The sequence below is a fragment of the Microcystis sp. LE19-8.1F genome (assembly GCF_027531715.1).
In the GTDB taxonomy this organism is placed as follows: domain Bacteria; phylum Cyanobacteriota; class Cyanobacteriia; order Cyanobacteriales; family Microcystaceae; genus Microcystis; species Microcystis wesenbergii_A.
On sequence record NZ_JAPZSO010000046.1, the window covers coordinates 1 to 24,702 of the forward strand.

At 41.5% G+C, this 24,702-nt stretch carries 29 protein-coding genes and 2 pseudogenes; 16 read left to right on the top strand and 15 right to left on the bottom strand.

Annotation, left to right across the window (positions count from 1 at the left end):
* Positions 1-205 precede the first annotated feature (205 nt).
* A pseudogene (locus tag O9334_RS05270) lies at positions 206-787 on the top strand (prohibitin family protein); the annotation flags it as partial.
* Here the strand turns inward: O9334_RS05270 and O9334_RS05275 are convergent.
* Positions 788-1,410 (bottom strand): annotated as a pseudogene (locus tag O9334_RS05275) (RNA-guided endonuclease InsQ/TnpB family protein); the annotation flags it as partial.
* Between the two features lie 509 nt (positions 1,411-1,919).
* Between O9334_RS05275 and O9334_RS05280 the strand changes: the two are divergent.
* Both O9334_RS05280 and O9334_RS05285 read left to right on the top strand, forming a co-directional pair.
* Entirely contained in the window at positions 1,920-2,144 is a 225-nt protein-coding gene (locus O9334_RS05280) for a hypothetical protein (RefSeq protein ID WP_045360691.1), read from the top strand.
* 1 nt (position 2,145) lies between these two features.
* A complete protein-coding gene (locus O9334_RS05285) occupies positions 2,146-2,574 on the top strand; it encodes a putative toxin-antitoxin system toxin component, PIN family (RefSeq protein ID WP_260324406.1) in 429 nt (142 codons plus the stop codon).
* Positions 2,575-2,842: 268 nt separating this feature from the next.
* On the opposite strand, the gene O9334_RS05290 is transcribed toward O9334_RS05285, so the two are convergent.
* Positions 2,843-3,748, bottom strand: coding sequence for a metal ABC transporter permease (locus O9334_RS05290; protein ID WP_045360695.1), 906 nt, complete (start codon positions 3,746-3,748; stop codon positions 2,843-2,845).
* 135 nt (positions 3,749-3,883) lie between these two features.
* On the opposite strand from O9334_RS05290, the gene O9334_RS05295 reads away from it, so the two are divergent.
* From O9334_RS05295 to O9334_RS05305, 3 genes are read left to right on the top strand one after another with little or no spacing between them, the layout of a single operon-like run.
* Positions 3,884-4,402: a cofactor assembly of complex C subunit B gene (locus tag O9334_RS05295; RefSeq protein WP_002734244.1), complete on the top strand. Its 519-nt coding sequence runs from the start codon at positions 3,884-3,886 to the stop codon at positions 4,400-4,402.
* Positions 4,403-4,409: 7 nt separating this feature from the next.
* Entirely contained in the window at positions 4,410-4,826 is a 417-nt protein-coding gene (locus O9334_RS05300) for an acyl-CoA thioesterase (protein ID WP_045360698.1), read from the top strand.
* Positions 4,827-4,829: 3 nt separating this feature from the next.
* Positions 4,830-5,468, top strand: coding sequence for a DUF1361 domain-containing protein (locus O9334_RS05305; RefSeq protein ID WP_190380884.1), 639 nt, complete (start codon positions 4,830-4,832; stop codon positions 5,466-5,468).
* An 8-nt stretch (positions 5,469-5,476) separates the two neighbouring features.
* Here the strand turns inward: O9334_RS05305 and O9334_RS05310 are convergent, their stop codons facing one another.
* The 5 genes from O9334_RS05310 to brnA all read right to left on the bottom strand — a co-directional run bounded on the left by O9334_RS05310 (position 5,477) and on the right by brnA (position 10,237).
* Entirely contained in the window at positions 5,477-5,941 is a 465-nt protein-coding gene (locus O9334_RS05310) for a DNA phosphorothioation-associated protein 4 (RefSeq protein ID WP_008201626.1), read from the bottom strand.
* 100 nt (positions 5,942-6,041) lie between these two features.
* Complete coding sequence (locus tag O9334_RS05315; RefSeq protein WP_287999632.1) at positions 6,042-7,634, bottom strand: ArnT family glycosyltransferase; 1,593 nt, start codon at positions 7,632-7,634, stop codon at positions 6,042-6,044.
* Positions 7,635-7,872: 238 nt separating this feature from the next.
* Complete coding sequence (locus O9334_RS05320; protein WP_287999633.1) at positions 7,873-8,001, bottom strand: hypothetical protein; 129 nt, start codon at positions 7,999-8,001, stop codon at positions 7,873-7,875.
* A 513-nt stretch (positions 8,002-8,514) separates the two neighbouring features.
* Entirely contained in the window at positions 8,515-9,747 is a 1,233-nt protein-coding gene (locus O9334_RS05325) for a glycosyltransferase family 61 protein (RefSeq protein WP_287999634.1), read from the bottom strand.
* Positions 9,748-9,994: 247 nt separating this feature from the next.
* Positions 9,995-10,237: a type II toxin-antitoxin system BrnA family antitoxin gene (brnA, locus tag O9334_RS05330; RefSeq protein WP_002789212.1), complete on the bottom strand. Its 243-nt coding sequence runs from the start codon at positions 10,235-10,237 to the stop codon at positions 9,995-9,997.
* Positions 10,238-10,407: 170 nt separating this feature from the next.
* Between brnA and O9334_RS05335 the strand changes: the two genes are divergently transcribed.
* Together O9334_RS05335 and gshA are read left to right on the top strand one after the other, a co-directional pair.
* Complete coding sequence (locus tag O9334_RS05335; RefSeq protein WP_045360704.1) at positions 10,408-10,800, top strand: pre-16S rRNA-processing nuclease YqgF; 393 nt, start codon at positions 10,408-10,410, stop codon at positions 10,798-10,800.
* Positions 10,801-10,839: 39 nt separating this feature from the next.
* Positions 10,840-11,994, top strand: coding sequence for a glutamate--cysteine ligase (gene gshA / locus O9334_RS05340; RefSeq protein WP_045360707.1), 1,155 nt, complete (start codon positions 10,840-10,842; stop codon positions 11,992-11,994).
* A gap of 4 nt (positions 11,995-11,998) precedes the next feature.
* Here gshA and O9334_RS05345 read toward each other — a convergent pair whose 3' ends face one another.
* Positions 11,999-12,286, bottom strand: a complete 288-nt coding sequence (locus O9334_RS05345; RefSeq protein WP_045360710.1) for a YggT family protein — start codon at positions 12,284-12,286, stop codon at positions 11,999-12,001.
* 274 nt (positions 12,287-12,560) lie between these two features.
* On the opposite strand from O9334_RS05345, the gene fumC reads away from it, so the two are divergent.
* A complete protein-coding gene (gene fumC, locus O9334_RS05350) occupies positions 12,561-13,964 on the top strand; it encodes a class II fumarate hydratase (protein WP_287999635.1) in 1,404 nt (467 codons plus the stop codon).
* A 120-nt stretch (positions 13,965-14,084) separates the two neighbouring features.
* On the opposite strand, the gene O9334_RS05355 is transcribed toward fumC, so the two are convergent.
* From O9334_RS05355 to map, 5 genes are all read right to left on the bottom strand, one after another.
* A complete protein-coding gene (locus tag O9334_RS05355; RefSeq protein WP_287999636.1) occupies positions 14,085-16,412 on the bottom strand; it encodes a WD40/YVTN/BNR-like repeat-containing protein in 2,328 nt (775 codons plus the stop codon).
* A 134-nt stretch (positions 16,413-16,546) separates the two neighbouring features.
* Complete coding sequence (pth, locus tag O9334_RS05360) at positions 16,547-17,173, bottom strand: aminoacyl-tRNA hydrolase (protein ID WP_190380822.1); 627 nt, start codon at positions 17,171-17,173, stop codon at positions 16,547-16,549.
* Positions 17,174-17,222: 49 nt separating this feature from the next.
* Complete coding sequence (locus O9334_RS05365; protein WP_190380823.1) at positions 17,223-17,447, bottom strand: DUF2811 domain-containing protein; 225 nt, start codon at positions 17,445-17,447, stop codon at positions 17,223-17,225.
* Between the two features lie 437 nt (positions 17,448-17,884).
* The gene (locus O9334_RS05370) at positions 17,885-18,286 is read right to left on the bottom strand and encodes a universal stress protein (RefSeq protein ID WP_045360719.1); all 402 of its coding nucleotides are present in this window, start codon (positions 18,284-18,286) and stop codon (positions 17,885-17,887) included.
* Positions 18,287-18,389: 103 nt separating this feature from the next.
* The gene (gene map, locus O9334_RS05375) at positions 18,390-19,235 is read right to left on the bottom strand and encodes a type I methionyl aminopeptidase (RefSeq protein WP_045360720.1); all 846 of its coding nucleotides are present in this window, start codon (positions 19,233-19,235) and stop codon (positions 18,390-18,392) included.
* A 131-nt stretch (positions 19,236-19,366) separates the two neighbouring features.
* Here map and trxA point away from each other — a divergent pair, with 131 nt between their 5' ends.
* From trxA to O9334_RS05410, 7 genes are all read left to right on the top strand, one after another.
* Positions 19,367-19,684: a thioredoxin gene (trxA, locus tag O9334_RS05380; protein ID WP_045360722.1), complete on the top strand. Its 318-nt coding sequence runs from the start codon at positions 19,367-19,369 to the stop codon at positions 19,682-19,684.
* A gap of 33 nt (positions 19,685-19,717) precedes the next feature.
* The gene (locus O9334_RS05385) at positions 19,718-20,002 is read left to right on the top strand and encodes a DUF427 domain-containing protein (RefSeq protein WP_045360724.1); all 285 of its coding nucleotides are present in this window, start codon (positions 19,718-19,720) and stop codon (positions 20,000-20,002) included.
* Complete coding sequence (gene coaD, locus O9334_RS05390; protein ID WP_002779868.1) at positions 19,999-20,472, top strand: pantetheine-phosphate adenylyltransferase; 474 nt, start codon at positions 19,999-20,001, stop codon at positions 20,470-20,472. The genes O9334_RS05385 and coaD overlap by 4 nt, the downstream gene beginning before the upstream one ends.
* Before the next feature lie 36 nt (positions 20,473-20,508).
* On the top strand, positions 20,509-21,168 hold the full coding sequence (locus O9334_RS05395; protein WP_045360727.1) for a F0F1 ATP synthase subunit B: 660 nt from the start codon (positions 20,509-20,511) through the stop codon (positions 21,166-21,168).
* Positions 21,169-21,446: 278 nt separating this feature from the next.
* On the top strand, positions 21,447-22,244 hold the full coding sequence (locus O9334_RS05400; RefSeq protein ID WP_287999637.1) for a hypothetical protein: 798 nt from the start codon (positions 21,447-21,449) through the stop codon (positions 22,242-22,244).
* Between the two features lie 94 nt (positions 22,245-22,338).
* The gene (gene folP / locus O9334_RS05405) at positions 22,339-23,181 is read left to right on the top strand and encodes a dihydropteroate synthase (protein ID WP_045360729.1); all 843 of its coding nucleotides are present in this window, start codon (positions 22,339-22,341) and stop codon (positions 23,179-23,181) included.
* Between the two features lie 48 nt (positions 23,182-23,229).
* Positions 23,230-23,688: a cupin domain-containing protein gene (locus O9334_RS05410; protein ID WP_002758047.1), complete on the top strand. Its 459-nt coding sequence runs from the start codon at positions 23,230-23,232 to the stop codon at positions 23,686-23,688.
* Between the two features lie 17 nt (positions 23,689-23,705).
* Here O9334_RS05410 and O9334_RS05415 read toward each other — a convergent pair whose 3' ends face one another.
* Positions 23,706-23,906, bottom strand: coding sequence for a hypothetical protein (locus O9334_RS05415; protein WP_045360731.1), 201 nt, complete (start codon positions 23,904-23,906; stop codon positions 23,706-23,708).
* A gap of 315 nt (positions 23,907-24,221) precedes the next feature.
* A partial coding sequence (locus O9334_RS05420; RefSeq protein WP_287999638.1) for a DUF2887 domain-containing protein occupies positions 24,222-24,702 on the bottom strand: 481 nt, incomplete at its 5' end.

Consider the following 24,702-nt stretch of genomic DNA (forward strand, 5'->3'; position numbering starts at 1 on the left):
GCAAAATTAATTACACATCTAAGCCACTACTCCGTCAGACTTCTGGTGTGAGGAAACAGTGAACTGAAAACTCAAATCCGATCCCTAATAGCTGTCTCCCGTCTCCCGTCTCCCGTCTCCCGTCTCCCGTCTCCCGTCTCCCGTCTCCTGACGACCGTCTCCTGACGACCGTCTCGACTAGGAAATTAATTTTGCACGACTACTTACCATACTGCGCCCTTTTGCCGTTATTGATACTGGCGAACGCGGCGTTGTCATGTACTTTGGCAAAGTGCAAAAACAAATCCTCGATGAAGGAATTCATCCCGTTATACCGATTGTCACCAAGATCAAGCACCTCAATGTTCGAGTACAAACAACCGAAGTAAAAGCAAAAGGAGCTTCCAAAGATTGGCAAGATGTGGAAACAACTATTATCGTTAACTGGCACATCGACCCCGACAAAGTTAATCAGATTTATCAACAAGTTGGGGATATCAATGTGATTGTCTCCGGTATTATAAATCCAGCAGTATCGGAAATTGTCAAAGCGGCAACAGCACAACGTCCCGTACAAAATATCTGGCAAGAGCGAGGAGAACTCAAACGTGAAATTGACACTTCCCTCGCAGAAAGACTGAGACGTTATGGGATAATTATCAATGATGTATCTCTCGTTAATTTTGGTTTTTCTGAAGAGTTTAACGCGGCGATTGAAGCCAAACAAGTAGCGGAACAAAAGGCACAAGAAGCTGCTTTTCGCGCACAACAAGCAGAACAGGAAGCGAAAGCGGAAATCAACCGCGCGTCCGATACACTTACCTGATGGCTTAACATCCTCTTTTACTTCACAAGAAAGAACAAATTGACAATAATAGCCGTCAGCGCGTTTAATAAGCCTAACTCGCTTGATGTCAGACTGCTGAAAGTATCCTAAGTCCCAAGTCCCTTTTAGCTTAAGTGTTCCAATCTCCTTTTTGTCGCTAAAGTGAATAGTTTTCGGATTAATAAGTTTCCATCCCGTTGTTTTATATTCAACCGAGCGGGAAAACTTTTTAAACCGTGGATACCCCTTTTTCCCGATTACCTTCTGCTTGGTGCGGGGACTTGCGCCGTGCGACGGCGCATCCGCGCTCCGCTTCTTACAGTTGTCAAAGAAACGGGAAATAGAAGACCATGCCCTTTCAGCGGCTCGACTGAGCATCGCCGAACGTCCGATGCTTGCCTTGCCTGAGAATTTAATTGACCAGCAAATTTAAAGTCATGGGCTAAAACTCGACAATAAGCCGATAGATCATACTTATTTACACCTTTGTTGTCCATCCAATATCTTAAGCATTTATTGCGGATGAATTGGGCGGTGCGGATAGCATCGTCTATAGCCTGATATTGTTTTAATTTAGCCTCAACTTTAAACTCTAGGACAAACATTTACGCTAAAATTTCAAGAATAAACTTGTTCTAACACATTAAATATTAACTGACAACCCATTATCTAAAAGCCGCCCTCTGCTACGCGGGCATGGCGGGGAACCTTAAACCCAAGTTTTCGGTAATGCTTCATCCTCAGAAAAGGGAAACTCAACTGTACTAGGCATGAGCAGCTGCAAACATCCTGAATCATCTGCATCAGAATGTTTGCAGCTGCCGTTGCGTCGTAGGGCGACCAAATTGGGTACTCTGATGCGGAGAAGATGAATTGTAGTTCAGCGTCTGGGATTTGTGTGGCCAGGAGTTTGAAGAGTGATAATTTGTCTGACTGGCTCAGATTGTTGACCAGAGGAATTAACTCAGCGAGTGACATGGTTTAAACTTCTAGAGGTGCGAGAATGAATTCTCAATAAAATCTTAATTGGGGGTATTATCTGGAAAAATTCGTCTAGTATATAGTCAGAGAGAGTTTTAAATAGTTTAGAAACATTCTTTGGTATGTAAAACCTATGGAAGTTAGAGAGATTAAAATTCGTGTTGACGCGGAATCGGCCGAAATTTATGAATCAGCTATATTTGCTGATCGCCAAAAGCTTGATGCTCTTCTTAGTTTGAGGTTGAAAGAATTTGCTAGAAAACGCCGCCCACTAGAGGCTGTTATGAGTGATATCAGTCGGAAAGCACAAGCTAGAGGCTTAACTCCCGAAATTTTGAGTAATTTGCTAAGTGAGTAAAGTGAGATACGTTTTTGATACCAACGTGATCATTAGCTCTTTGCTGTTTGAGGGCAGTAATCCTGACTTGGCAATTAGGTATGCACTCCAAAATGGCAACATTTTGTTCTCATTAGAACTAATAGAAGAAATTGACGAAGTTCTCAGTCGTGCAAAGTTTAGAAAATATATCACAGATGAAGAAAGGGAAGAATTTTTAGACAGCTTTATAGATAGGGGAATATTGATTGAGGTGGTAGATGTTGTCAAGGAGTGCCGTGATGCCAAGGATGACAAGATTTTAGAGTTATCGCTTAGTGGTAAAGCTGATTTGATTATCAGTGGAGATAAAGATCTGTTGGTTCTTAATCCTTTTCGCTCAATACAAATACAATCTGTTGAGCAGTTTCTAAAAAGTGTTGGTCACTATCCACCAAACAAAGAGGCATAAAACATCACTGCACTCGACCGTATGCTAAACTATCCGTTAGAGGTGCGAGAATGAATTGATTATAAGCGATAGATTAATCTCTGTAATATCCCCAAGGGAGGGATGAGAAGGAAAATTTCCCTAGAGTCTTTCCATCAGGGGGATTACATGAATAAATTCTCAATAAAATCAACACAATATCAGAGTAAGAGCCTCTAAAAATCTAGCAAATTATCGCAGTTATCTCGGCCGTCGGCTTTTTTTGATCACTCCCACCTTATCCCCCAAACTAACGTCGTCTCAACAAATTTTTCATCTCTCCCCAGATAGAAAGTTGACCACCTAGACTAGAGGGATGAGTGAAAATTCCTTGACGGGGACTGAATAAAAAGGCCAACATAAATAGGGTAAAAGCGACAAGCACGATCGCCGGTCCAGAGGGTAAATTCCAGTAATAACTTAAATACATCCCACTGATACTAGAAATAATACCCACACCCACACCCACACCCATGACTTGATGAAGACGAGTAACTAAAAGATAAGCAGTGGCTGCCGGGGTAATCAAAAGGGACAAAACGAGGATTACTCCCACCGCTTGGAGACTAGCAACGATTGTCAGGCCGATCAGGAGCATTAAGCCTAAATCTAATAAATTTACCGGTAAACCCGCCGCTTGCGCCCCGATTTTGTCGAAAGTGTAGAATAATAGTTCTTTATACAGGAGCAAAACGGTTAATAAAACGATAACGGCAATAATTAGGGTATCGCGAATGTCGGCAGCAGTAACACCGAGAATATTGCCGAAGAGAAAGTGATTAAGGTCAATTTTGTTGTTTTTTTGGATGAGAGTGATCAGGGTGATGCCAAGGGCAAAAAAAGCCGAGAAAACAATACCCATGGCCGCATCTTCTTTGATTGGGGAACGATTACGGATCAAGTTAATCAGTAGGGTACTGACCATTGAGGCTAGTAAAGCACCCAGGAGAAGATTAAAATTACCAATAAAAGCGATCGCTAGTCCGGGTAAAACCGAGTGACTGATGGCATCGCCCAAGAGGGCCAAACGTTGTACCATCAGGTAGGTTCCCACCACCGCACAGATGATCCCGACGATGATAGCTTCAATTAGGGATCTCTGCATGAAACTATACTGCAAGGGTTCGATTAATCCTGTTAATAGATTGTTGCCCATGAATCTGCCTTGGGGTTAAATTTTTCTGATTCTCGATCGAGGTTTTGCTCCTAGGGTCTATCTTCTAAATCGGGGGAGAAGATAGGTTAGGATAATTAGGATTAATTGTAAGTTTTTTCGCTCCCAACCGCCGCCATGGATACCCCCGTTCTTTCCTCAACTTTTTTTCTGACTCTCCTGCTCATGGTGGGATTATTCTTTTTTATTCGCGGTTCCGTCAAAGAGCGTATCGAACAGCGTGTCTATCTTACCAGTACCAGTGACGACCAACTATTAGAACAACTGCGAGATTATTTTGACCGACGTTCCTATCAAGTCAAAGCGATCGAACCCGAACAGAATATTGTCAGATTACAGGGTTTTGTGCCGCCTAGCCCTTTTCTAGCGATATTTTTGACAATTTTAGCGGCCTTGGGTTTATTTTGCTTCTCACTGGTGTTATCGGTGTTATTTCCCGATACTAATCCCTATATTTTTGCTCTTGTGGGTTTATCTCCCCTCGCGGGTGTTTTCTATTGGCAAAAAGTCGGCCGTTTAGAAGAAGTGGCTTTTAAAGTAGAAAGCAAATCTCAGCAAACGGAATTAACTGTCAAAGCCCATCGGGACGAGTTAAGACAACTACAAGATAGTTTAACCTTTCTGGAAAGACAATAAGCTTTTTATGCCCTACGAGCGCCTAATTTATCTGGCCGATACCGATGCGGCCGGTGTGGTTTACTTTGCCCATCTTCTCTCGATCTGTCATGAAGCCTACGAGTTTTCTTTAGCACAATTTGGCATCAATATCAAGGATTTTTTCAAAGATTCTCCGGTTGCCCTACCGATTACTCAAGCGGAAATCCAGTTTTTTCGGCCCCTTTTTTGTGGTGATCGCATACAAATTGATTTCACTGCCCGATCCCTGAGCGAAAACGAGTTTGAATTGCAGTATAAAATTTATTTCGCTGAAATCATGGTCGGAAAAGCAAAAACCCGCCATGTCTGCATCGCTCCCACCACTAGAGAAAGAATCCCTTTCCCGGAATCTTTAAAAAATTGGTTAGGATATTTATCAACCCTAGAGGAGACTGGTATTTAAGGGATGATTTGGACAGATTTAACGATAATTTTAACTAGGGATTGGTGGCACAATGCTTGGCAATTATTTAACCTTAGTACCGGGAGGATTGTCTGGAATTCTTTTCTGGCCTTTATCCCCTTTATCCTCAGCTTTTGGTTATTTCGGACTACCCTCGATCGTTCCCTAGTCTGGTGGTTAATTCTCTTAGTTTTCCTGCTTTTTTTACCCAATGCTCCCTACATTCTCACCGATAGTATTCATTTAATCTCTTATATTCAGCAGGATTACGCCAAAAGTTTAATTTTTTTAGTTTTAATTCCCCAGTATAGTATCTTTATTTTTGTTGGCTTTCAGCTATACGTTCTCTCCTTACTTAATTTAAAAAGTTATTGTCAGCAAAGTCAGCTAAATTCAGCAGTTTTACCCCTAGAAATAACTCTCCATTTTTTAAGTGCGATCGGTATCTATCTAGGGCGTTTTCTCCGGCTGAATAGTTGGTATCTAATCACTCAACCGCAGCAACTATTCTGGAGTTTGCAGAATTTACTGACTCAAAAATCTTTGATATTTATCCCTGTCTGTTTTTTAATTATTTGGTTACTATACGAGATCAACAAAAGACTTTACAATCGATTTTTTGCCTCCTGCGAGAATAACTAGAATTTCTACTACAAAAATCTGCCTAAATCGAATTCGGTTGTGGCAGTAATGTCTCGAAAACGTTCTTGACTGATAATTAACAATAATCTTTCAGTATAATCCACCGCACCGCGCAATTCTCGTTCTAATCTTGCTAAACCGGCGTTAGCATATTCCTCGAAAATTGTCACTCGCAAAGCTTCTGAATCTACCCCGTGGGGAGAAAGAATTTTTGTATCTTGGAATTCATTGACTGCCAATAATTTGATTAGGGTATCGTAGCCACGAGAAATAAAAATTTCCAGGTTAATAGGTGAGGGTTCCTTCGCTACATTTTCTATCGCCACCCTCTCTTGATATCTTACCCCTAAAGCCGCCGCAAAAGCGATGACATCAGCATAGGTTTGAAAGGGTCCAATTCCCTGATTAAAATTAACTAAGGACTGGACAAATTCCCCTTTATCTCTAGCAATACGCACTCGATGAATGGACATATTTATCAAGTAAAAAGTAAAAAAGGTTACAAAATTCAGGAGATAGAAGTTATCAGTATTTATCAACTAATTTGTCTATCCCCTCCCCGCTATAACTGCTTTAAGGATAAGTTTTAATTAGTCCTTTAGCTTGGTAAACATGAAATTGTTCGATGGCGACACCACCGCGCTTGATGGGAATGACAGCTACTTTAGTTATATCTTGGAAATAGGGACGGTAGCGATCGATTATTTCCGGTCTTTCTAGGGAACTATTTGTAGTAATTAATAAACCATTTTTACCGATCCATTCTTGAGGATTAAACCAAATTTGATAACCCCTTTGATCGTTGTTAAAACAGGTGACAGGAATAGGAACTAGGGGATAGAGAGCCATATCTAGCCATGCTGTCACATAAAAACTATGGGTAAAAACGAAGCTAGAATCTTTTAAGAGTGCTAATAATTCTGGCGAATTAGCAAAGCCTTGGCGCAGTTGATCGATATCGACAATTTCCCGAGAAGGGTCCTGTTCTGGGGCAATAATTCCCCCAAAAATTGCGTATTGACTAGGTTTTTGGAAAGTGCCAAAAGTAACGTGAAGCATTGCTATAGATAAAACAGTAACGATAAAAATTCCCGATCCCCATAACCATCTTGTTACCCAGATTCGAGAAGATTGCTGCCAAGTATTGGCCTTTTCTCCTAATAAAATTGTGCCGGACCAGAACCCGGGTAAAATCCAACTAGGGGCGAGATAATGGGAAGCACCCACATAAAGCATTCCCAGGATTAAAGGCAGAGAAACCGAGAGAATTAACCATTTTTTTACTGATTCTTCTTCTCGATGAAAAAATCTTTTTTTCGAGATAAAGTTAGGGATTTGTTCGCCAAAGCTTTTAAATGTCACCCACCACATCGGCAAACCGAAAGGAGGAAACATCGTGGCGATACTAATGCCAATAACCGAGAGAATACCAAGAATATTAAAGGTTTTGGGTTCTCCAGAAAAACGGTCTTCTAGATGAAAGCGAAAGGAAATCCAATCATGGTTAATATTCCAGTAGATAATCGGCAATAAAGTTATCAAAAAAAGAATAAATCCTAATCCCAACCAGGGCGATCTAAATACAGGCCAATAGCGGGGAGTGGTCAGACAAAATAAAACTAAACCAAAGCCCAAAATAAAGCCATGATATTTACTTAAAACCGCCAATCCTACGGCAAGTCCAATATAAGCGAGACGATAGCTAGGATGATAGTTTTTTCCCCGAATTGGCCAGAATTCTTGGGCAGCTAAATAGACTGTTAATGACCAAAAAAAGATTAAAGGACTATCTGGCTGCGAGAGAATCCCGAAGACGATCCCATAGATGGGGATGAGAGTAGCGATCGCTAAAGTCATTCTGGCGACCGGCAGACTGAACAATTTTAAAGCCGTCAGATATAGCAAGCAGAGGCTGCCGGTATAGAGAAGGAGAGTACCGAAGCGAATGGTAAATTGATTGACTAATCCCGTGATCCAAGTCCCAAAACCCGTGGAAATCGCTACTATTGGCGGATGATCGAAATAACTCCAATCTAGATTATGGCTGTAAACGTAATAATATGCCTCATCGTACCCGGGATAAAGCCCCAGAGCGATGATTATTCTAAACAGGAGTCCACCGATGAGCAGATAAACGGCAATGCGATCGCTAAGTATTTTGGTCAAAATTCTTACCTCATTTCATCGCTAAAACTGATGTTAGAGACGGGAGATTTTTGGGGTTGCCAGATTCGAGATTGTGCATCTATGGCAAGGTTAGATTTAAGTGTGATCTTTAGTTACTATATCACCAACTCTGTCATCTCTTAGCCCTTGGCTATCGGCAAACTCTCCCTAGTCGTTGCTGATTGGGGATATGAACGAGGATTAAGGGAAGGGGGAACTTAGATAAAACTGATGTTAATTAAATAACTTTTGCCCCTATCAAAGCAATAATAATCAGGGCGATAAATTGCGGAATTAATAATCTTAGTGCTTGTTTAGCAATTTCTTCAGTCAGGAAAATAGAAGTTAAAACACCAACAATTAACACTATATTTTGCGAGAAGATAATACTATTTTTCTTGAACTGATAAGTGTTACAAAAAAAAAGTAAAACTGATAAGTTTTTTAAATTTTATGAGATTTTTTCCTTGGTAAACAATTCGAGCGCTTATCGCTCTCTTCGGTAATCTAAAGCCTTTTTTATATCCTGTCAAGACCTTCCCTCTTTGGGGGGAAGACAGGTTTCCCGTTTTTTTGTAGTTGCCAGCGTTTTTGCGAGCGGTTCATCCGCTCGAATGGTCTGGACTATGCCAAAACAAAAACTGTCTGATCGGACGATACCGATTCTCGATTTTCGGTGTACGGTCTGGCTGGCATTTCGAATAATTTCTAAGTGCGAGTAGAGAGACAATTACGAACTTCGTTACAAACACAAGGATATATCTTGACTTATCTTTCTGCCAGAGTTCTTGTTTTCTGTTAACAGACCAATGCCAGAGGACTAAATGCCCATCTCTTCCCAATAAAGTTCAATCCCGGAAGAGAAATCCTTCGGTTTATTTTAAAGTAAATTAGACTCTTTCAAACCCGATAATGCTGCATCTACATCTAGGATTTTCTGACCCATGATGTGGTTATCATCTTCTCCTTCTGATTGAATAGCGGCAATATAGGTTGAATTAACTGATTTTAGAGCATCAAACTGAGCAAAAGAGGGCAATAAGTTACCTTTATCGCTGAGACAAAAAATATTTTTAGAGTCAGATAGGCTGAAGATAATTGTACATAGTGATGATCCCCAAGGACCGACAATATATTTATGCTTATTTACTAAATATATCTTTTCTTGTAGAGTCAAATTTTCTGAATAAATAATAGCAAAGCCACGTTCTCTTAATATATTTTCTAGTTGCTCTTCCCCTAGAATTTGTCGGTTGGCTTTTTTTAGTTTAGTTCGAGAAATGTAAAGCGGTTGCTCAGTTTGCGTGACTTTATCGGGTAAGAGCTTTTGGGCTACTAACTCGGGAACAAGTTTATGACAGCTAAAAACCTCTCTTCTGTGAAGACTCAGAGAAGGATAAGGAAAAACAACCTCTCCTAGTATCACAGGTCTAGTTAACTCTAAGAATTGCTCAGAGTCTAAGTCAAGAGCAGTCATAAATTCGTCAACGAAATTCCTAGAGACCTTTAAGTCGCTGATAGACTTAGCTTTATGAGGTTGTCCGATTACCAAAATTCCTAATTTTTCAGCTTGTTCTAAGTACCAAAGACGACTAATTGTTTCACAAAGAAAATGTCCATAGTGTAGTGTGACATTTTCTCCATACATAAATTTCTGATCAATCTTTTTGATTTTAGTAGTATCAATAGATTGATGGGATAAAGATTTAAATTCCTGAGAATCTTGCTCGGATTTTGGAATCCATGGCATTTTGGATGTGTTAATTCTTGAGCCATCTCTTAAATCATAGAAAGCTTGATACCTAGGAACATAAAGGACATCTTTGACGGTGATAGTCTTCTCTAGAGGTAGTTTCTCACTGTAGTTTATACTATAATAGTTTTCTTTAACTATTTCCAATTTATCGGGGTGATAATTCAAAAAATTAGTCTGGTATTTCTGTGGATATTGTCTCTCTGTAGCACTAATTCTTAAGGATTTGTAATTATTTTCCCATTGACTCGATACTGAGTCTTTTATCCTTCTAGGAACAAATAGAGCTTGGCTTTTTGATAAATATTTAGACCAATTATAGTTGGCTACATCTAGTATTTTGGCGGTAATTCCTTGCATAGAAATTTTAATACAAATTATTAGAGTACCCGTGCATTATAACATGAATTTTTGCCAATGTCAAGGTTCATGGCTAGAAAGTTTCCATTCTGACTAATTTCTAAGCGCGAGTAAAAAGCCGTTGGTGTCAAGGTACAAACTACTTAGGTTAGGTATAAATTTGTTGGGCAGTCGTTTCCATTGGATCATTTGAAAAAGCGATCGCATCTTAAAACCTGACTCAGTGACAAACTGCGATCATCCCCATTCAATGGGTTGTTTGCAGAAAATTAGAACTAGCTAATTTTTCCTCAATCCAGTCTTTGACAATAGCTTGTAACGGTAAATCACGACGCTGACTTTCTTGCTCAAGAGCCTCTACCATCCATGAGGGAAACTCAAACGCAATTGTTTGTTCCTCGGAATTAGAACGTTTAATTTTAGTTAAATCCAAATATTCGATGATATTTTCTCCATCATCAAATTTGCGGTCAAAATCTTCAGCTTTCATAAATTTGCACCACTTCAGGTTTAGAGCGTCGGGCTGAAATAATAGAGTCCTATTCCTAGATTAGACCATTAGGGGATAGGGGAATTTCAACTAAAACCCCAAAACCCAACACCCAACACCCTAATTTAGTGATTTAATAAAACCGACCACTGCTGCAGGAGATAAAAACTATGTGTATTCTCGGTTTTGATCCGGGTAAGGATAAATGTGGGATCGCGGTCAGGTCATCGACGGGGAAAATTTATACCCATGAGGTGATAGCATCGTCACAAGCGATCGAGCGTTTAGCCAGTCTCTGTCAACAATATCCGATCGAATTGTTGGTGATGGGGAATCAAACCACCTCGAAAAGTTGGCACCAAAAAATTGCCGCTCGTGTCACCATCCCGATTACTCTAGTGGATGAACGCAATAGTACCCTAGAAGCGCGCGATCGCTATTGGGTTATGTTTCCCCCCAAAGGATTACAGAAACTCATCCCCCAGGGGATGCGTCTTCCCGATCGCCCCATTGATGATATAGTAGCGATTCTGCTGATCGAACGTCATTTACAGTCCAAATAATGTCACACTACAAAATAGACACAGCAGGGTGAATTGACGATGCTCCTAAGTAAAGGTTTTGAAGTGGAAATGTACACCGGAACGGCAGCCGGAGAAATTATCGGTTTATCCGATCGCATTGTCAAGGATTTAGATGGTTTTGTCCGAGAACCGGATAGTCGTAACGTAGAATATACTACGGCTCCCATGACTAACTATGACCGTCTTTTATGCGCTACTTTAAAACCTCGTCTGGCTCTACGGCAATATTTGCGTCGTTTAGGCGATTATACCCTCATCCCTGGCAGTACCCTCTCCTTGGGCGATAGTCAACATTTTTATCGCAGTGACCCCCACAATCCCTATCATGACTATATCGAACAGACCTACGGCACTAATGTAGTCACGGCCAGTATTCATATTAACGTCGGTATTAGCGATTATGAGGATTTAATGCGTGCCTGTCGCTTAATTCGCCTAGAAGCTCCTTTATACTTGGCTTTAAGCGCTTCTTCTCCCTTTCTCGACGGTAAAATCACCGGTTCCCATTCCCGTCGTTGGCAAGTTTTCCCCCAAACTCCCGCTTATGTTCCCCTCTTTGAAAGTCATAAACATTTTGTCACTTGGACTGAGGAACAATTAAAACTCGGTACGATGCAGAATGTTCGTCATCTCTGGGTGTCGGTACGTCCTAACGGGAGCAATCGTCCCTATAATCTCAATCGTCTAGAATTGCGAATTTGTGACCTGATTGCTCATCCTATTAGTTTATTAGCAGTTATGGCTTTTTTAGAGGCCCGTTTAACTCAACTTCTCCACGATCCCCAATTAGACCCCTTGATTTTAAGTCAATTACCCAGCAGCAGTCGCAGCGAGGATTTATTAACTTTAACCCAAGAAAACGAACAGGCTGCCGCGCGTTTTAGTCTTGATGCCACCCTGAGACATTGGTACGATGGCCGGGAAATCTTAGCTAGGGATTGGATTAAAGACCTCTATGTTCAAGTTTATCCGATCGCTAAAGAAAGGGGTTTTAGTTGTTTCCTCTCTCCCTTACAAAAAATCCTCCGCGAAGGTAACACTGCACAACAATGGTTAAAACAATACGACCAAGGTATGGATGTTAAAAGTATTATCAAACAGGCGATTCTTACCCTAGAAGAACAGGAACGAGACTTAGAACATAAATTATGTCAGCATATTCTAGTCGCTTAAATAATTATTTTAAGGACATGGTAATTAAACCCTGTTGACCGAGAAGAATTTCCCGCAGCAGCGTACAAATTCCCACCCAAATAATCGGAGAAATGTCAACTCCTCCCAAGGGGGGTATGAGTTTACGCACGGGGATTAAAAAAGGTTCCGTTGGCCAGGCAATCATATTAAAGGGAAAGCTATTTAAATCTACCTGTGGATTCCAAGTCAGCACGATCCGTAAGATAAACAAAAGGGTCATCAACCCTAAGATAATTCCCAATGTCCAACTTAATGCGATCGCTGTGTCCATAGTCTCCAATCCCGTCTTTTTTACCGATTATCTTCCCTAAAATATAACAGTTTTTGTCTCATTTAATCATCCTAATCGCCCCAGCACCCTGCCAGTTATTCTTGTCAACCTCCCGGGTAAAAATGCCTCCAAGAAAAAGTCCCCATAGGGCTTGACAAATCAGCCAGACTTGACTTATACTTTTCTTATAATGGGAATCCGTGTCGCCCTGTAACCACCCTCTTTTCAGACCAGATAACGACCATCTTTTGCTGACCTCAGAAGTAACTTAAAGATGACAGAATTTCGCATCGAGAAAGACAGCATGGGAGAAATTCCCGTACCTACCGATAAACTTTGGGGAGCGCAGACCCAAAGATCCCTACAATACTTTAGTATCGGTGATAATCTCATGCCCCAGGAGATGATCGCGTCCTATGCCATTCTCAAAAAAGCCTGTGCAATTGTCAATCAGCAAAAAAATCGTCTCAGTCAGGAGAGAAAAAACCTAATCTGTCAAGTCTGCGATGAAATTTTAGCCGGACAACACGCAGATAACTTTCCCCTCTACGTTTGGATGACGGGAAGTGGCACTCAATTTAACATGAACATCAACGAAGTCATCTCCAATCGTTGTAGTCAACTGACGGGGAATCCTCTGGGTAGCAAAACTCCCGTCGATCCCAACGATCATGTTAATATGTCCCAATCGACGAATGATTCCTTTCCCTCGGCCATGTATATTGCCGTTGCCTTGGCAGTCAAGGAAAAATTAATTCCCAGTCTGCAACTATTACGGAATAGTCTCGATGAAAAGGCGCAATTATGGGCAAATATAGTTAAAATTGGTCGCACTCACCTACAGGATGCCACCCCTTTAACCCTCGGACAAGAATTCTCCGGTTATGTGGGTTTATTGGATGATGGCAGCGATTGGCTAGAAAAATGTCTAGAAAAAGTCTATCGTTTATCCTTGGGAGGAACTGCCGTCGGTACGGGAATTAATGCTCCCCCGGATTTTGATCGAGATGTGGCGGCCGAAATCGCTAATCTGACCAAATTACCCTTTATTACCGCTCCTAATAAGTTTACCGTGCAAGGTTCCCACGATGCTCTAGTTTTCTTGAGCGGGGGACTGAAAACTATCGCTAGTTCCCTCTATAAAATTGCTAATGATATCCGTTTACTTAGCTGTGGTCCCCGTTGTGGAATCGGAGAATTACAGCTGCCGGAAAATGAACCGGGTTCTTCAATTATGCCGGGGAAAGTTAATCCCACCCAATGCGAAGCTTTATCGATGATAGCAGTGCAGGTGATGGCTAATGATTTAGCGGTGACGATGGGAGGCGCTGGAGGACATCTGGAAATGAATGTCTATAAACCGCTGTTGATTCATAATCTCATGCAGTCTATCCGTTTGCTCACTGATGGTTGCGGTAATTTCTGTCAGTTTTTGGTTCAGGGGATGACTGCTAATCAAAAACAAATTGAGACTTTTTTAAATCAGTCCTTGATGCTGGTGACTGCCTTAAGTCCCGTGATTGGCTACCAAAAGGCTGCCTACGTCGCTCATTATGCCCTAGAAAAGGATTTAACCCTGAAAGTGGCAGCCTTGCAACTGGGATACATCGAGGCAGCGGATTTTGATCGCATTGTTGACCCCGCTAAGATGGTAAATCCCTACGTTGCCGATGGTTAATTCTCTGAGGGGATAACTGCCGCAAAAATCAGAGGTCGCAGGCAGGCACGGATTCCCATTATACATATAAGTATATGGCAAGCAGCGGGATTTGTCAAGCCCCGCCAGCAAAAATTTCCGCTAAACTTGGGTAATGATAGCGAAGAAAACAAACAGAAAAATCATCAATGCTGCTGCCATGCGGAAGAAGGATTTAGGAAGATTAATAACTTTCTCCAGTTTCAAGAAACCCACCAGAAAATAAGCGACGATTGCCAGGAGAATCGGGATAACTAAGCGCCAGATTGTGCCAAGGTGACCAGAGAAAAACTCACCGATTTTATAGCGGGGTGTATTCTCTTCTGCGTGAGGAGGAATAGTCACACTTGTCCAAGTTTCTCCCCCATCGGTGGAACGAAAAACTGTAGTTTTAGCGCCACCAAAACCGAATAAAGTTTTATCTTGAGCGTAATTAGGAGAAAAGCGGATGGGGATACCAGAGGAAGGGATACTATGAATTTTCACTAGGGGTATTTTAGGATCACCAATTAGCTTAAAAGTTGCTCCGCCATCGCTAGATTTAAACAATCCATCTCCCTGTAAACTAACTATTACCGTGCGATCATTAGCATAATCAGGAGAGATAGCAATGGTTTCTACCGAGGTATTGGGATTAAACCCCGGTTTCTCTAATTTTGTCCAACTTTTAGCCCCATCTTTGGTGACAAACAAACCAGAAATTGTCCCAGCAAAAATAGTTCCATCACTGGGATAATTGGGAGACATTGCCAACTGCACATTAGAGGTTTTTGATAGGGGGGTTCCTTGGCTGACATTTTTCCAAGTTAGTCCACCATCAACACTTTGATAAATACCCTCTTTTCCCGTGACAAACAAAGTTTTATCCTTAGCAAAATCGGGGGATGCTACCATGGCAGGAGCATAATTACCAGAAATTCTGCCCACTTCACTGATATTTTTAACCGTATTTCCTCCATCGGTAGAACGAAATATTCTACCCTGCTGATTGGTGAGAAAAAGAGTTTTATCCTTGGCAAAATCTGGAGAAGGAACTATCCTCGGACCGCGGACTCCTTTGTCAATTTCGATAATTTTCCAGAAATCACCACCGTTATCGGATTTGGCAAATCTATTGCGTAAAAACCCAGCAAAAATAGTTCTATCTTCTCCATAGTTAGGAGAAAAAGCAATGTCAAAGAAACGCCGGGGATCCTGTCCTGATTCTTCGGGATCTTTACCAAGTCGATAAACCTCTAAACCGCGATTAATTGGTGTCCAAGTTTCCCCTTTATCGCGACTGATGAAGATATTGCCTACATAATTAGCAATGACGACAGTACCATCCTGGGCATAATTAGGAGAAACCGCCATGGCGATAACTGTTCCCCGGGCTAAAGTTGCTATTTCCTGCCATTGTTTGCCCCTATCCGTGGTTTTAAATAAGCCATTAAATCCCCCTAAAAACATCGTATCTTGAACTATTTTTAAATCCATAAAGTGGGGAACTTTATAATCATCAGCCTGTTTATCTTTGGTTAAACCCTCGCTCATTTTTGTCCAACTTTTCCCCCCATCTTGCGAAACATACATTCCGTCATACCAAGTGATGGCATAAAGGGTTGAATTTCCGGCATAGTCAGGAGAAATAACGATGTCTTCGATGATTTTATCCTTAATTCCTTCGTTAACGGCTTGGAAGGTTTTACCATCATCAACGGTTTTAAAAATACCCGCTTCTTTTGTGCCGACAAAAAAGGTTTTATCCCTGTCTAGATTAGGAGAAAAAGCAATTGTATCTACTGCCCCCACATTGGTAGGTAAGGGGAGATTCTGCCAAGTTTTCCCCCCATCGGAGGAAGTGTATAATTTACCCTGTTCATCCCCGAAAAAAATTCGACCGGGATTGTTGGGAGTAATAGCTAGAGAGGTTATCAGTGCCGTGGTGGGGAAAATATTTGACCAATTTTTACCGCCATCTTCGGTTAAATAAACCCCTTTTTCTAATCCCACTGCCGCTGCTATATTGGCATCGGAAGGGGCAATTTCTAGGAAGTTAACAAAGTTAGTTTCTAAACCCTGATTAACTTTCTGCCAAGATTCCCCCGCATCTTCACTTTTATAAATACCATTGGATCTTGAAGCTAAATAGAGAATATTTTTATTGAGGGGAGAGAGGGATAGGGAACTTAATTCCCCCGTATAATCTAAACCTTGAATTAATCTTGTCCAGTTGCTACCTCCATCCCTAGACTTATAAAGGTTATTTCGCACCAAGATATATACTGTATTATCTGTCTGGAAATCAGGAGAAACTTCCACTTGACTAATTACATCATGGGGACGATGGGCAAAAGCGGGATTACTCCAAAGACAAAAAACTGTAGCAATTATCAATAAAATGAGATTAAACTTGTGGGCGCATCTCAGCAAACTTTGGCGATTAATCATACTTAAACTGCTAATATCGAGGATAAAAATTGACCTAATCTAGCAAAGGGCGATCAAAATTTAAGCAAGGGTTCTGTAAGAGTATAGACGAAAATGGCGATTATAACCATTACTAAAATCAGGCTTATTTGCTATCAGCATAGATTAGAGCCAATCTCTACACTTTGATTATTGTAGAGACTCATTGCCTTTTGTAATCCTTGTTTGAGACCAAGTTCGATCGCTTTTCTGGACAAGTCTAACACTTTCAAGATTACTTGGTTTTCTTGGGGGGTGAATCGGCCTAAAACGTGGGAAATAGTCGCTTTTTCGCTTGATTTACCGATTCCTATGCGTAAACGAGCGAAGTTTTCCGTGCCAACGTGGGCAATCATCGATTTAATACCGTTGTGTCCGCCCGCCGATCCCGATAGACGGATTCTTAACCGGCCTAGGGGCAGGTCCAGATCATCGTAAATGACTAAAATCGACTCTGGCTCTAGTTTATACCAATCCAGCACCGATCGCACCGATTGCCCAGAGCGATTCATATAGGTTTGGGGTTTCAAGAGACGAATTTTGCCCGGGAGAGGACTGTCACCCTCGGCAATAAAACCTTGAAATCGCTTATTTTCCTGCCAAGATAGCCGCCAATCCCGCGCTAATGAGTCCACAGTTTCAAAACCGATATTATGACGGGTGCGATCATATTTGGGTTCGGGATTACCCAAACCGATAATTAGTTGAGGAATAATTAAATTAGGGGTTTTATCGGAATTCATAGGGAGAAATCGGGCTTTTAACCATGACCCGACTCTTATTATCACCGAATTAGCACTCGGAGCGCTGGAACAAAGTCTCTAGATAAACCTTGGCACAGCTATTTTGCTCCTCAAAATTCATCCTTTCGGAGGATTGACAATTAAGCAGAAAAAATGACAATGCCGCCGTAAACACACCATCTTGATCCCAACTGGGGTGAGTTTCTAGATATTGTTGTAGGGATTGGTGGAGGATTTCGGGGATTTCTGCCAAGATACTGACTGATGTATTCATATCGTTTACCTCTGATCGGAAGTGGGGAAATCCCTGACTGGTGCAGTGGACAGTAAGGACTATTGTGAGCCAAGTTGGGGGGAGTTGCAATATTACCAGATGTAAAGGAATGCTTTAGAAAAACTTAATATTTACGAGGGAATAAGGGTTAGAGCTAGATTTTATTTACTCAACTTAACAGTAACTCAGTATCTATCGATGGGAATTTTGACAATCAAGATTAATTTTTTCTCGAAGCAAGTGCCGATTCTATCGCTGTTGCCTGTGGAAAAGTCTGGGTAAACTGTGGAAAACTTGGGAGTGAGTGGGGAAATACTGGGGAATGTATGGGGGAAAACATTGGGGAAAAATAAGATTTGCAAATTTTAGTCAGCAGTGATGATCAAGACTACTTAGGCACTCTTGTCAGAGTACCTTTTCTAGCTGAATGCTGGCTGCTATGCTTTCACCACCAATACTGAACAGGTAGCTTCTGCCACCACGAGACTACTAACAGAATCTTCGATCACCCGTTGAACTCCCGTTAATCCCCGGCTACCGATCACGATCAGATCAGCATGATAGATATTAGCTAAACGAATAATTTCCTCCGCTGGATCACCAAAGATGACCTCGATTTCACTAGGGGCAGCAATCTGGGATTGATAGCAGCGCAATTGATCTTCAATGATCTCACGGGAGGGGTGAGGGCGATCAACTGGCGATTCATCTCCCTCCTTGCCGAGGATATGGGTGAGGATGATGCAAGAATTTGCCGTTAGAGAAAGGGAATTCAAGGACTGAAGGACTCGATCCGATAATTCCCCACAATCTAAGGCAACAACGATATTTTTAAACATTTTGACTAAATCCTGCCGCTAAACAAACTTCCAATTAAGATCCCAGGGCAAAAAATCTTTTATTTTGCCATTATCTAAGGATAATAAGCCTAGATAGACAATTTTATAGGTTATTGCGCTCGGTTAAGATTTCGTACCCCGTGGCGGTTACTAAGACAGTATGCTCAAATTGAGCGGAGAGAGCATTATCCATTGTCACCACCGTCCAACGATCGCGCAAAGTTCTGGTATGTTTAGATCCCGCATTGACAATTGGTTCAATTGCCAGAGTCATCCCGGCGCGGAGTTTGACATTGGGTAACTGATTAGTGCGAAAATTAAATACCGAGGGTTCTTCGTGGAGATTTCTGCCGACTCCATGACCGGTAAAATCTTCTACCACCTGGAAACCGTTAGCTTGAACGTGATCTTCGATCGCTCCCGCAATATCGAGCAGATAATTGCCCGCTTTTACCTGATTTATGCCTTTATATAAAGCTTCTTCCGCCACGCGGATTAATTTTTCGGCCTTTGGAGAGACGGAACCGATAGCGATCGTGATACAGGAATCCCCATGATAACCTTGGTAGTAGGCCCCCGTATCTACCTTTAACACAGAACCAGCTTTGAGGCGTTTTTTCGGGCTAGGGATACCGTGAACGACTTCGTTATCGACGGAGGCACAAATCGAGGCAGGAAAGCCATAATAACCTTTAAAACTGGGAGTAGCACCCATTTCGCGGATACGTTTTTCCGCATAGGCATCCAGAGCCGCCGTCGTCATCCCGGGTTGAGCGATCTCGGCAATTTCCTTAAGGACTGTGGCGGCAATTTTACCCGCTTGTCGCATAATCACGATTTCGGCGGCGGATTTAGTCTCGATTCCCCGGCGGCTTTTCTGTACTCGCGGCGAACCTACTTGCTCTGGGGTTTTAGTTTCGGGAAAAAGCAGCTTGGTTAGGATGTTCATGGACAGTTGGCTCAGAGTCTTTACTTAACTTAGCATTTTCCCGGCGATCGATGACTGCTCTGGAGAAATCAAGGAACATTTAGAAAAGCTATAGTAGGAAAAAGGCTATTTTTCCGGCGAGGTGACAATTTATGGCAGTCAAAAAAGAGTTTTCCAGTTTTCAGCAACTGTTGCAAACCACTAATCTTCCCGTGTTAGTGGATTTCTATGCCACTTGGTGCGGTCCTTGTCAAATGATGGCTCCGATTCTAGAACAAACGGGAATGTATTTCAAAAATCGCCTACAAATTGTAAAAATTGATACAGACAAATATCCTAATTTAGCCACTAAGTACGGTATTCAAGCTTTACCGACTTTAGTAGTCTTTAAAAATGGTCAACCGATCGATCGAATCGAGGGAGTGGTGCAGGTTAACCAACTGGTTCAACATTTACAAACTCTGTTGTAAGATAATTTTGAACCAGAACTAGGAGTTAGTGCCATGGCAAAGGCGATTTGGAATGGTGCAGTGGTAGCGGAAAGCGATAACTGCGAAATTGTCGAGGGAAACTACTATTTTCCCCCCGATACCATCAAAGCTGAATATTTTCAATCCAGTAACACCCATACCATTTGTTCTTGGAAAGGAGAGGCTAGTTATTATACTCTCAGGGTAGATGGACAGGACAATAAAGATGCCGCTTGGTATTATCCCGATCCTAAACCAAAAGCCCAAAATATTAAAGGATATATCGCTTTTTGGCGAGGTGTGCAGGTTGAGAAATGATCGCCATCTACCCCGGCAGCTTCGATCCAGTTACACTCGGTCATTTAGATATTATCGAACGCAGTGTGCCACTATTCGAGCGAGTAATCGTGGCAGTTCTCTGCAATCCCCATAAAAACCCCTTATTTAGCGTCGAAAAACGCATAGAACAGATCAGTTACTGTACAAAACACCTGAAAAACGTTGAGATAGACAGTTTTTCAGGATTAACAGTTGAATATGCCAGATTAAAAGGAGCTAAGGTACTTTTGCGGGGGTTGCGGGTTCTCTCAGACTTTGAAAAAGAACTGCAAATGGCACATACCAATAAAACTCTCTGGGAAGGGATTGAAACGGTTTTTTTGGCCACCACTAAAGAATATAGTTTTTTAAGTAGTAGCGTGGTTAAAGAAATCGCTCAATTCGGTGGCTCTGTCACCCATCTAGTCCCAGAAAACGTTTCTAGAGATATTTACTCATACTATAGTTAACATACTAGAATACAGGAATGAGGACGATCTGAACCTATGGCGCGCCGAGAACCTAATGATCGCAGAAAAGCAGTACCTAACACTTCTAATAGTGGGGTTCCCAGTCCACCCGTCGATTTCGATATCTATCAGGATTTGGCGCGTCTGCAAGAGATGATTTTTGAGAGTTTCCATATCCCTCTCACCCGTTGGACAATGATCGATGAGGGACAGATATCCGAACAGATCGAGATCATCTATGAAACCGTGCCACCAGCAGTACAGAAAGCTTTAGCAATTTTGCAGGAAGAAGAAGAAATTATTACTAAAGCGGAAGAATACGCTCAACAAGTCCTTCGTTCCGCTCAACAAAGGGCAGCCCAAATTCTCGATCAGTCCGGTATTATTCAACAAGCAGAACGGCAAGCAGCCCAAATTCGTCAACAGGTTCAGCAGGAGTGCGAATCTGTGCAACAACAAACCCTCGATGAAATCGAACAGATGCGTCACAGCGCCCTACAGGAAGTGCAACAGTTACGACAAAAAACCCAAGCTGAATGTCATGAAATTCAAAAAGGCGCTGACGACTATGCCGAAGCGGTTTTAGAACATCTCGATCGACAATTAGGGGAAATGTTACAAATTATCCGCAACGGTCGTCAACAGGTAAGATCGAAACCAACATCGTCAAAAAATCTACCCGGAGAACGTCCTTAATCAGTGATCAGTGATCAGTTATCAGTTATCAGATGCAAGTTTTAAGTTAATTAGTTAGTTAGTTAAGCACCTAAGCAAAATTAGTTACACATTTCGATAAAGCTTTTGCCTTTTGCCTTTTGCCTTTTGCCTTTTGCCTATCTTCACTAGGAAATTTGTTTGGCACGACTACTTAGTTAGTTATCTTCATCTTTATCCCTGATTAATATTTACTATTTACCGCTCACTGAAAAGCCAGCAACCTCCAATCCCTCACTGATAACTGATAACGGAATTTCATGAATAACCCCTCCTCGAATTACCATCTATTCGGACGCTTTCTTAGCGGGTTATTCAGCTGGAAAATTTGGTTATTTGTCCAGATATTTCAAGGCAGTAAAAGCTTTTATCGATTCCTGTATCATTATTTATATCGTCGTCCTAAAATCGATCGCATTCTCAGTAGCGATGTCATCTATATTCCTGAGAAAAAACTTTATAGCATTCCCCTCGATGTGCTGAAAATGGAGCAGCAAATGGTTAATAGTGATCGCCAGCAGTTGACTTCTATTACTACTTGGAAAGTTAAAACGATTCATCCCACCATAACCGAAACCGAGATACAATTCCACGATATTACCGTCGATTTACAACAGGTACACCTGATTAAATCAGACCTTAATAACTACGATTATACTAATACTCGCCGCTTGGCTCCTCTGGTGAAAACCTTACTTTTTGAAATTAACCCCAAAATTGCCAGTTTAGTAGAAAAGAAAAATCAATTACATAGACTGCGAAATCTAGCCGCATCTTCCGAAATTTTTCATTCACAAACTCCATTATATGATCGAGCAATTAATCAAGTCCAGCTAATTATTGCTCAAGCGGAAGCTTTGAGACAGGAATGTTTAAAATTTATCCGAGAAACCCTAATCGAACGGGAATTATTGCAATCCGATATCGATAGCAATCTCGTTGATTGTCACCTCGATTTTGCCAGTCAATATCAACTAATTCAAGAAAAATATCAACTCTGGAAAGAAGAAGTACAAGCTTATTTTGAATTAAAAGATTCTTCCCTACCTAAAAATTAACTATGGTTATCAGTAATCAGTTATCAGTTCACTGTTTACTGTTCACTGAAAAAACTTCCCACTTTCCCATACTTTTTCAACAGGATTTAGTATTATGTCTAATTTAACGGCAATTCGTGAACATATTTTTGCTTGGGGAAAACGCACCTATATCATGGGTGTTTTGAACGTTACTCCCGATAGTTTTAGTGATGGGGGAGAATTTGACACCGTTGAAAATGCCCTGCTACAGGCGATGAAAATGATCGAGGCCGGGGCTGATATAATCGATATCGGTGGTCAATCCAGCCGTCCAGGGGCGCAAGAAATTAGCCTAGAAGCGGAATTATCGCGAGTTATCCCCGTAATCACCGCTATTCGACAACAAAGTTCTATTCCTATCTCTCTCGATACCACTAGGGCGATCGTAGCAGCCCAAGGTATCGCCGCCGGGGCCGATTTGATCAATGATATTTCTGGGGGAACCTTCGATCGCCTATTATTGCCCACGGTGGCTAAATTGGCTGTTCCCATCATCCTCATGCACCTGCGGGGCAATCCGCAAACGATGCAATCCCTAACACATTATGATGATTTAGTCAAGGAAATTAAAGAATTTTTACAGAATCGCGTTAAGGAAGCTGTACAGTGGGGCATTGCTAGGGAAAATATTATCATCGATCCGGGGATTGGTTTCGCCAAAACCGGGCGACAAAATCTTGAGTTATTGCGAGAATTAGGGCAATTTCGGGATTTAGATTTACCTATTTTAATTGGATTGTCGAGAAAACGCTTTATCGGCGAGATTACAGGCAAAGATGACCCAAAAGAACGAGTTTTCGGAACAGCGGCGGCCTGTGCTATAGCGATCGCTAAGGGGGCCGATATCCTGCGCGTCCATGATGTGGCCGCGATCGTAGATGTGAGTAAAGTGGTGGACGCAATCGAGCGAAGTTGAAAATTTTTGCTAGTCTTAGAATCATCCACAGTTCGATCGAGATCAGCGATGAATAGCCAACTAACCAGCGATCATTGTATGTTACCCGTGATTCGATCTCCCCGGGATTATCAAGTTTTTCGCATTAGCGCTGGGGATACGAATCGTTTAGCGATCGTCTTTGATTCTACCGTAGCGGGGGATTCCTTGACCGTCTGTGTGGAAATTTTCGATCCCCACGGTCGCACCCCTACCCATCGTCATCATTTTGCCGTAGAAATGTTTTTTATCCTCAAAGGGGAAGGAATGGCTATCTGTGATGGTAAACCAATTCCCCTAGGTCCAGGGGATAGTTTATTAGTCCGTCCCACGGGTATTCACGAGATTAGAAATGTGGGGGACGGAAGACTGTATGCACTATGTTTTATGGTTCCCAATGAGGATTTTTCGGAATTAATTCGTAATGGTATCCCAGAGGAGTTAGACGCGGAAGATTTAGAGGTGTTGATGGGAACTATTAAAGGATAATCAAGCCATGTTATACCTTAAATTTTGGCCTTTTTTTCTAGAAAGAGGGCGATAAAAAAGGTAAAGGTTCCTCCCAGAAGTCCGAAGATTAGCCAATTTAATCTTGGATAGCCTTTATTGATAGCGATGACTGTAGCAATGCCACCGATGAGACAATGCCAGAAAAAAAGCAACAAGAATAAATCCAAGCTCGGGGAAATATCACCAATTAGTTTCATATTTTATCAGTAGAGCGATAGAGTTAATTATTTAGATAGCAAATCTCTAGAATCTTTCCAATGACCGAATCCCTGACCCTATTTTATGTTTATTAACCTCTATAAGTATTTCTATTTTTTTGTCCAAGGCCATTTTGTTCCCATCTCGGTTAAAGCTGAAAAAACTAGATAGAGAATGAGAAGGGCAACACAAACGAGAAAAGTCAATAAGTCGTTATTCATCGAGTTATCGCTGATAGCTTAAAGGTCACTAATTCACTACTATCCATTCTACTTAGCAATTGCTGCTTTTCTAGACTGTTGAAACAGGATTGATCATTGTTGCTGTTGTGCCAAATAGTTAAGCACTGTTTCTAGAGTCAAGTCTAAGTGTTCCGAGATTTGTTGCGGGGTTAAACCGAGGTCTTGCAGTAGCGGAATTGTTTTCAATTTTTGCAAGTTTATTCCCCGTTCAATTCCCTGTTCAATTCCCTGTTCAATTCCCCGTTCAATTCCCTGTTCAATTCCCTGTTCAATTCCATCTCCAAAAGCTTCTTGATAGAAACGAGTTTGTTTTAGGTCTTGTAGTTCCAACATAGCTTCAATTTCCTCTCGACTTTTTTGGGGTAATTTATAAATGATGATCGTTTCGATTAAATCAATGACATTTCTCTGCACTAAGCGATCGCTGAGTTCTCTTTGAGCCTGTTTAATTAAAATCTTAGCAGAATTAACAGCTTGACTCTCACTTTCCGTAACCAATTTGATCAGGGCGATCGCTAAGGAAGGAGTCTCATCATTGGCCAATTCATCCAGA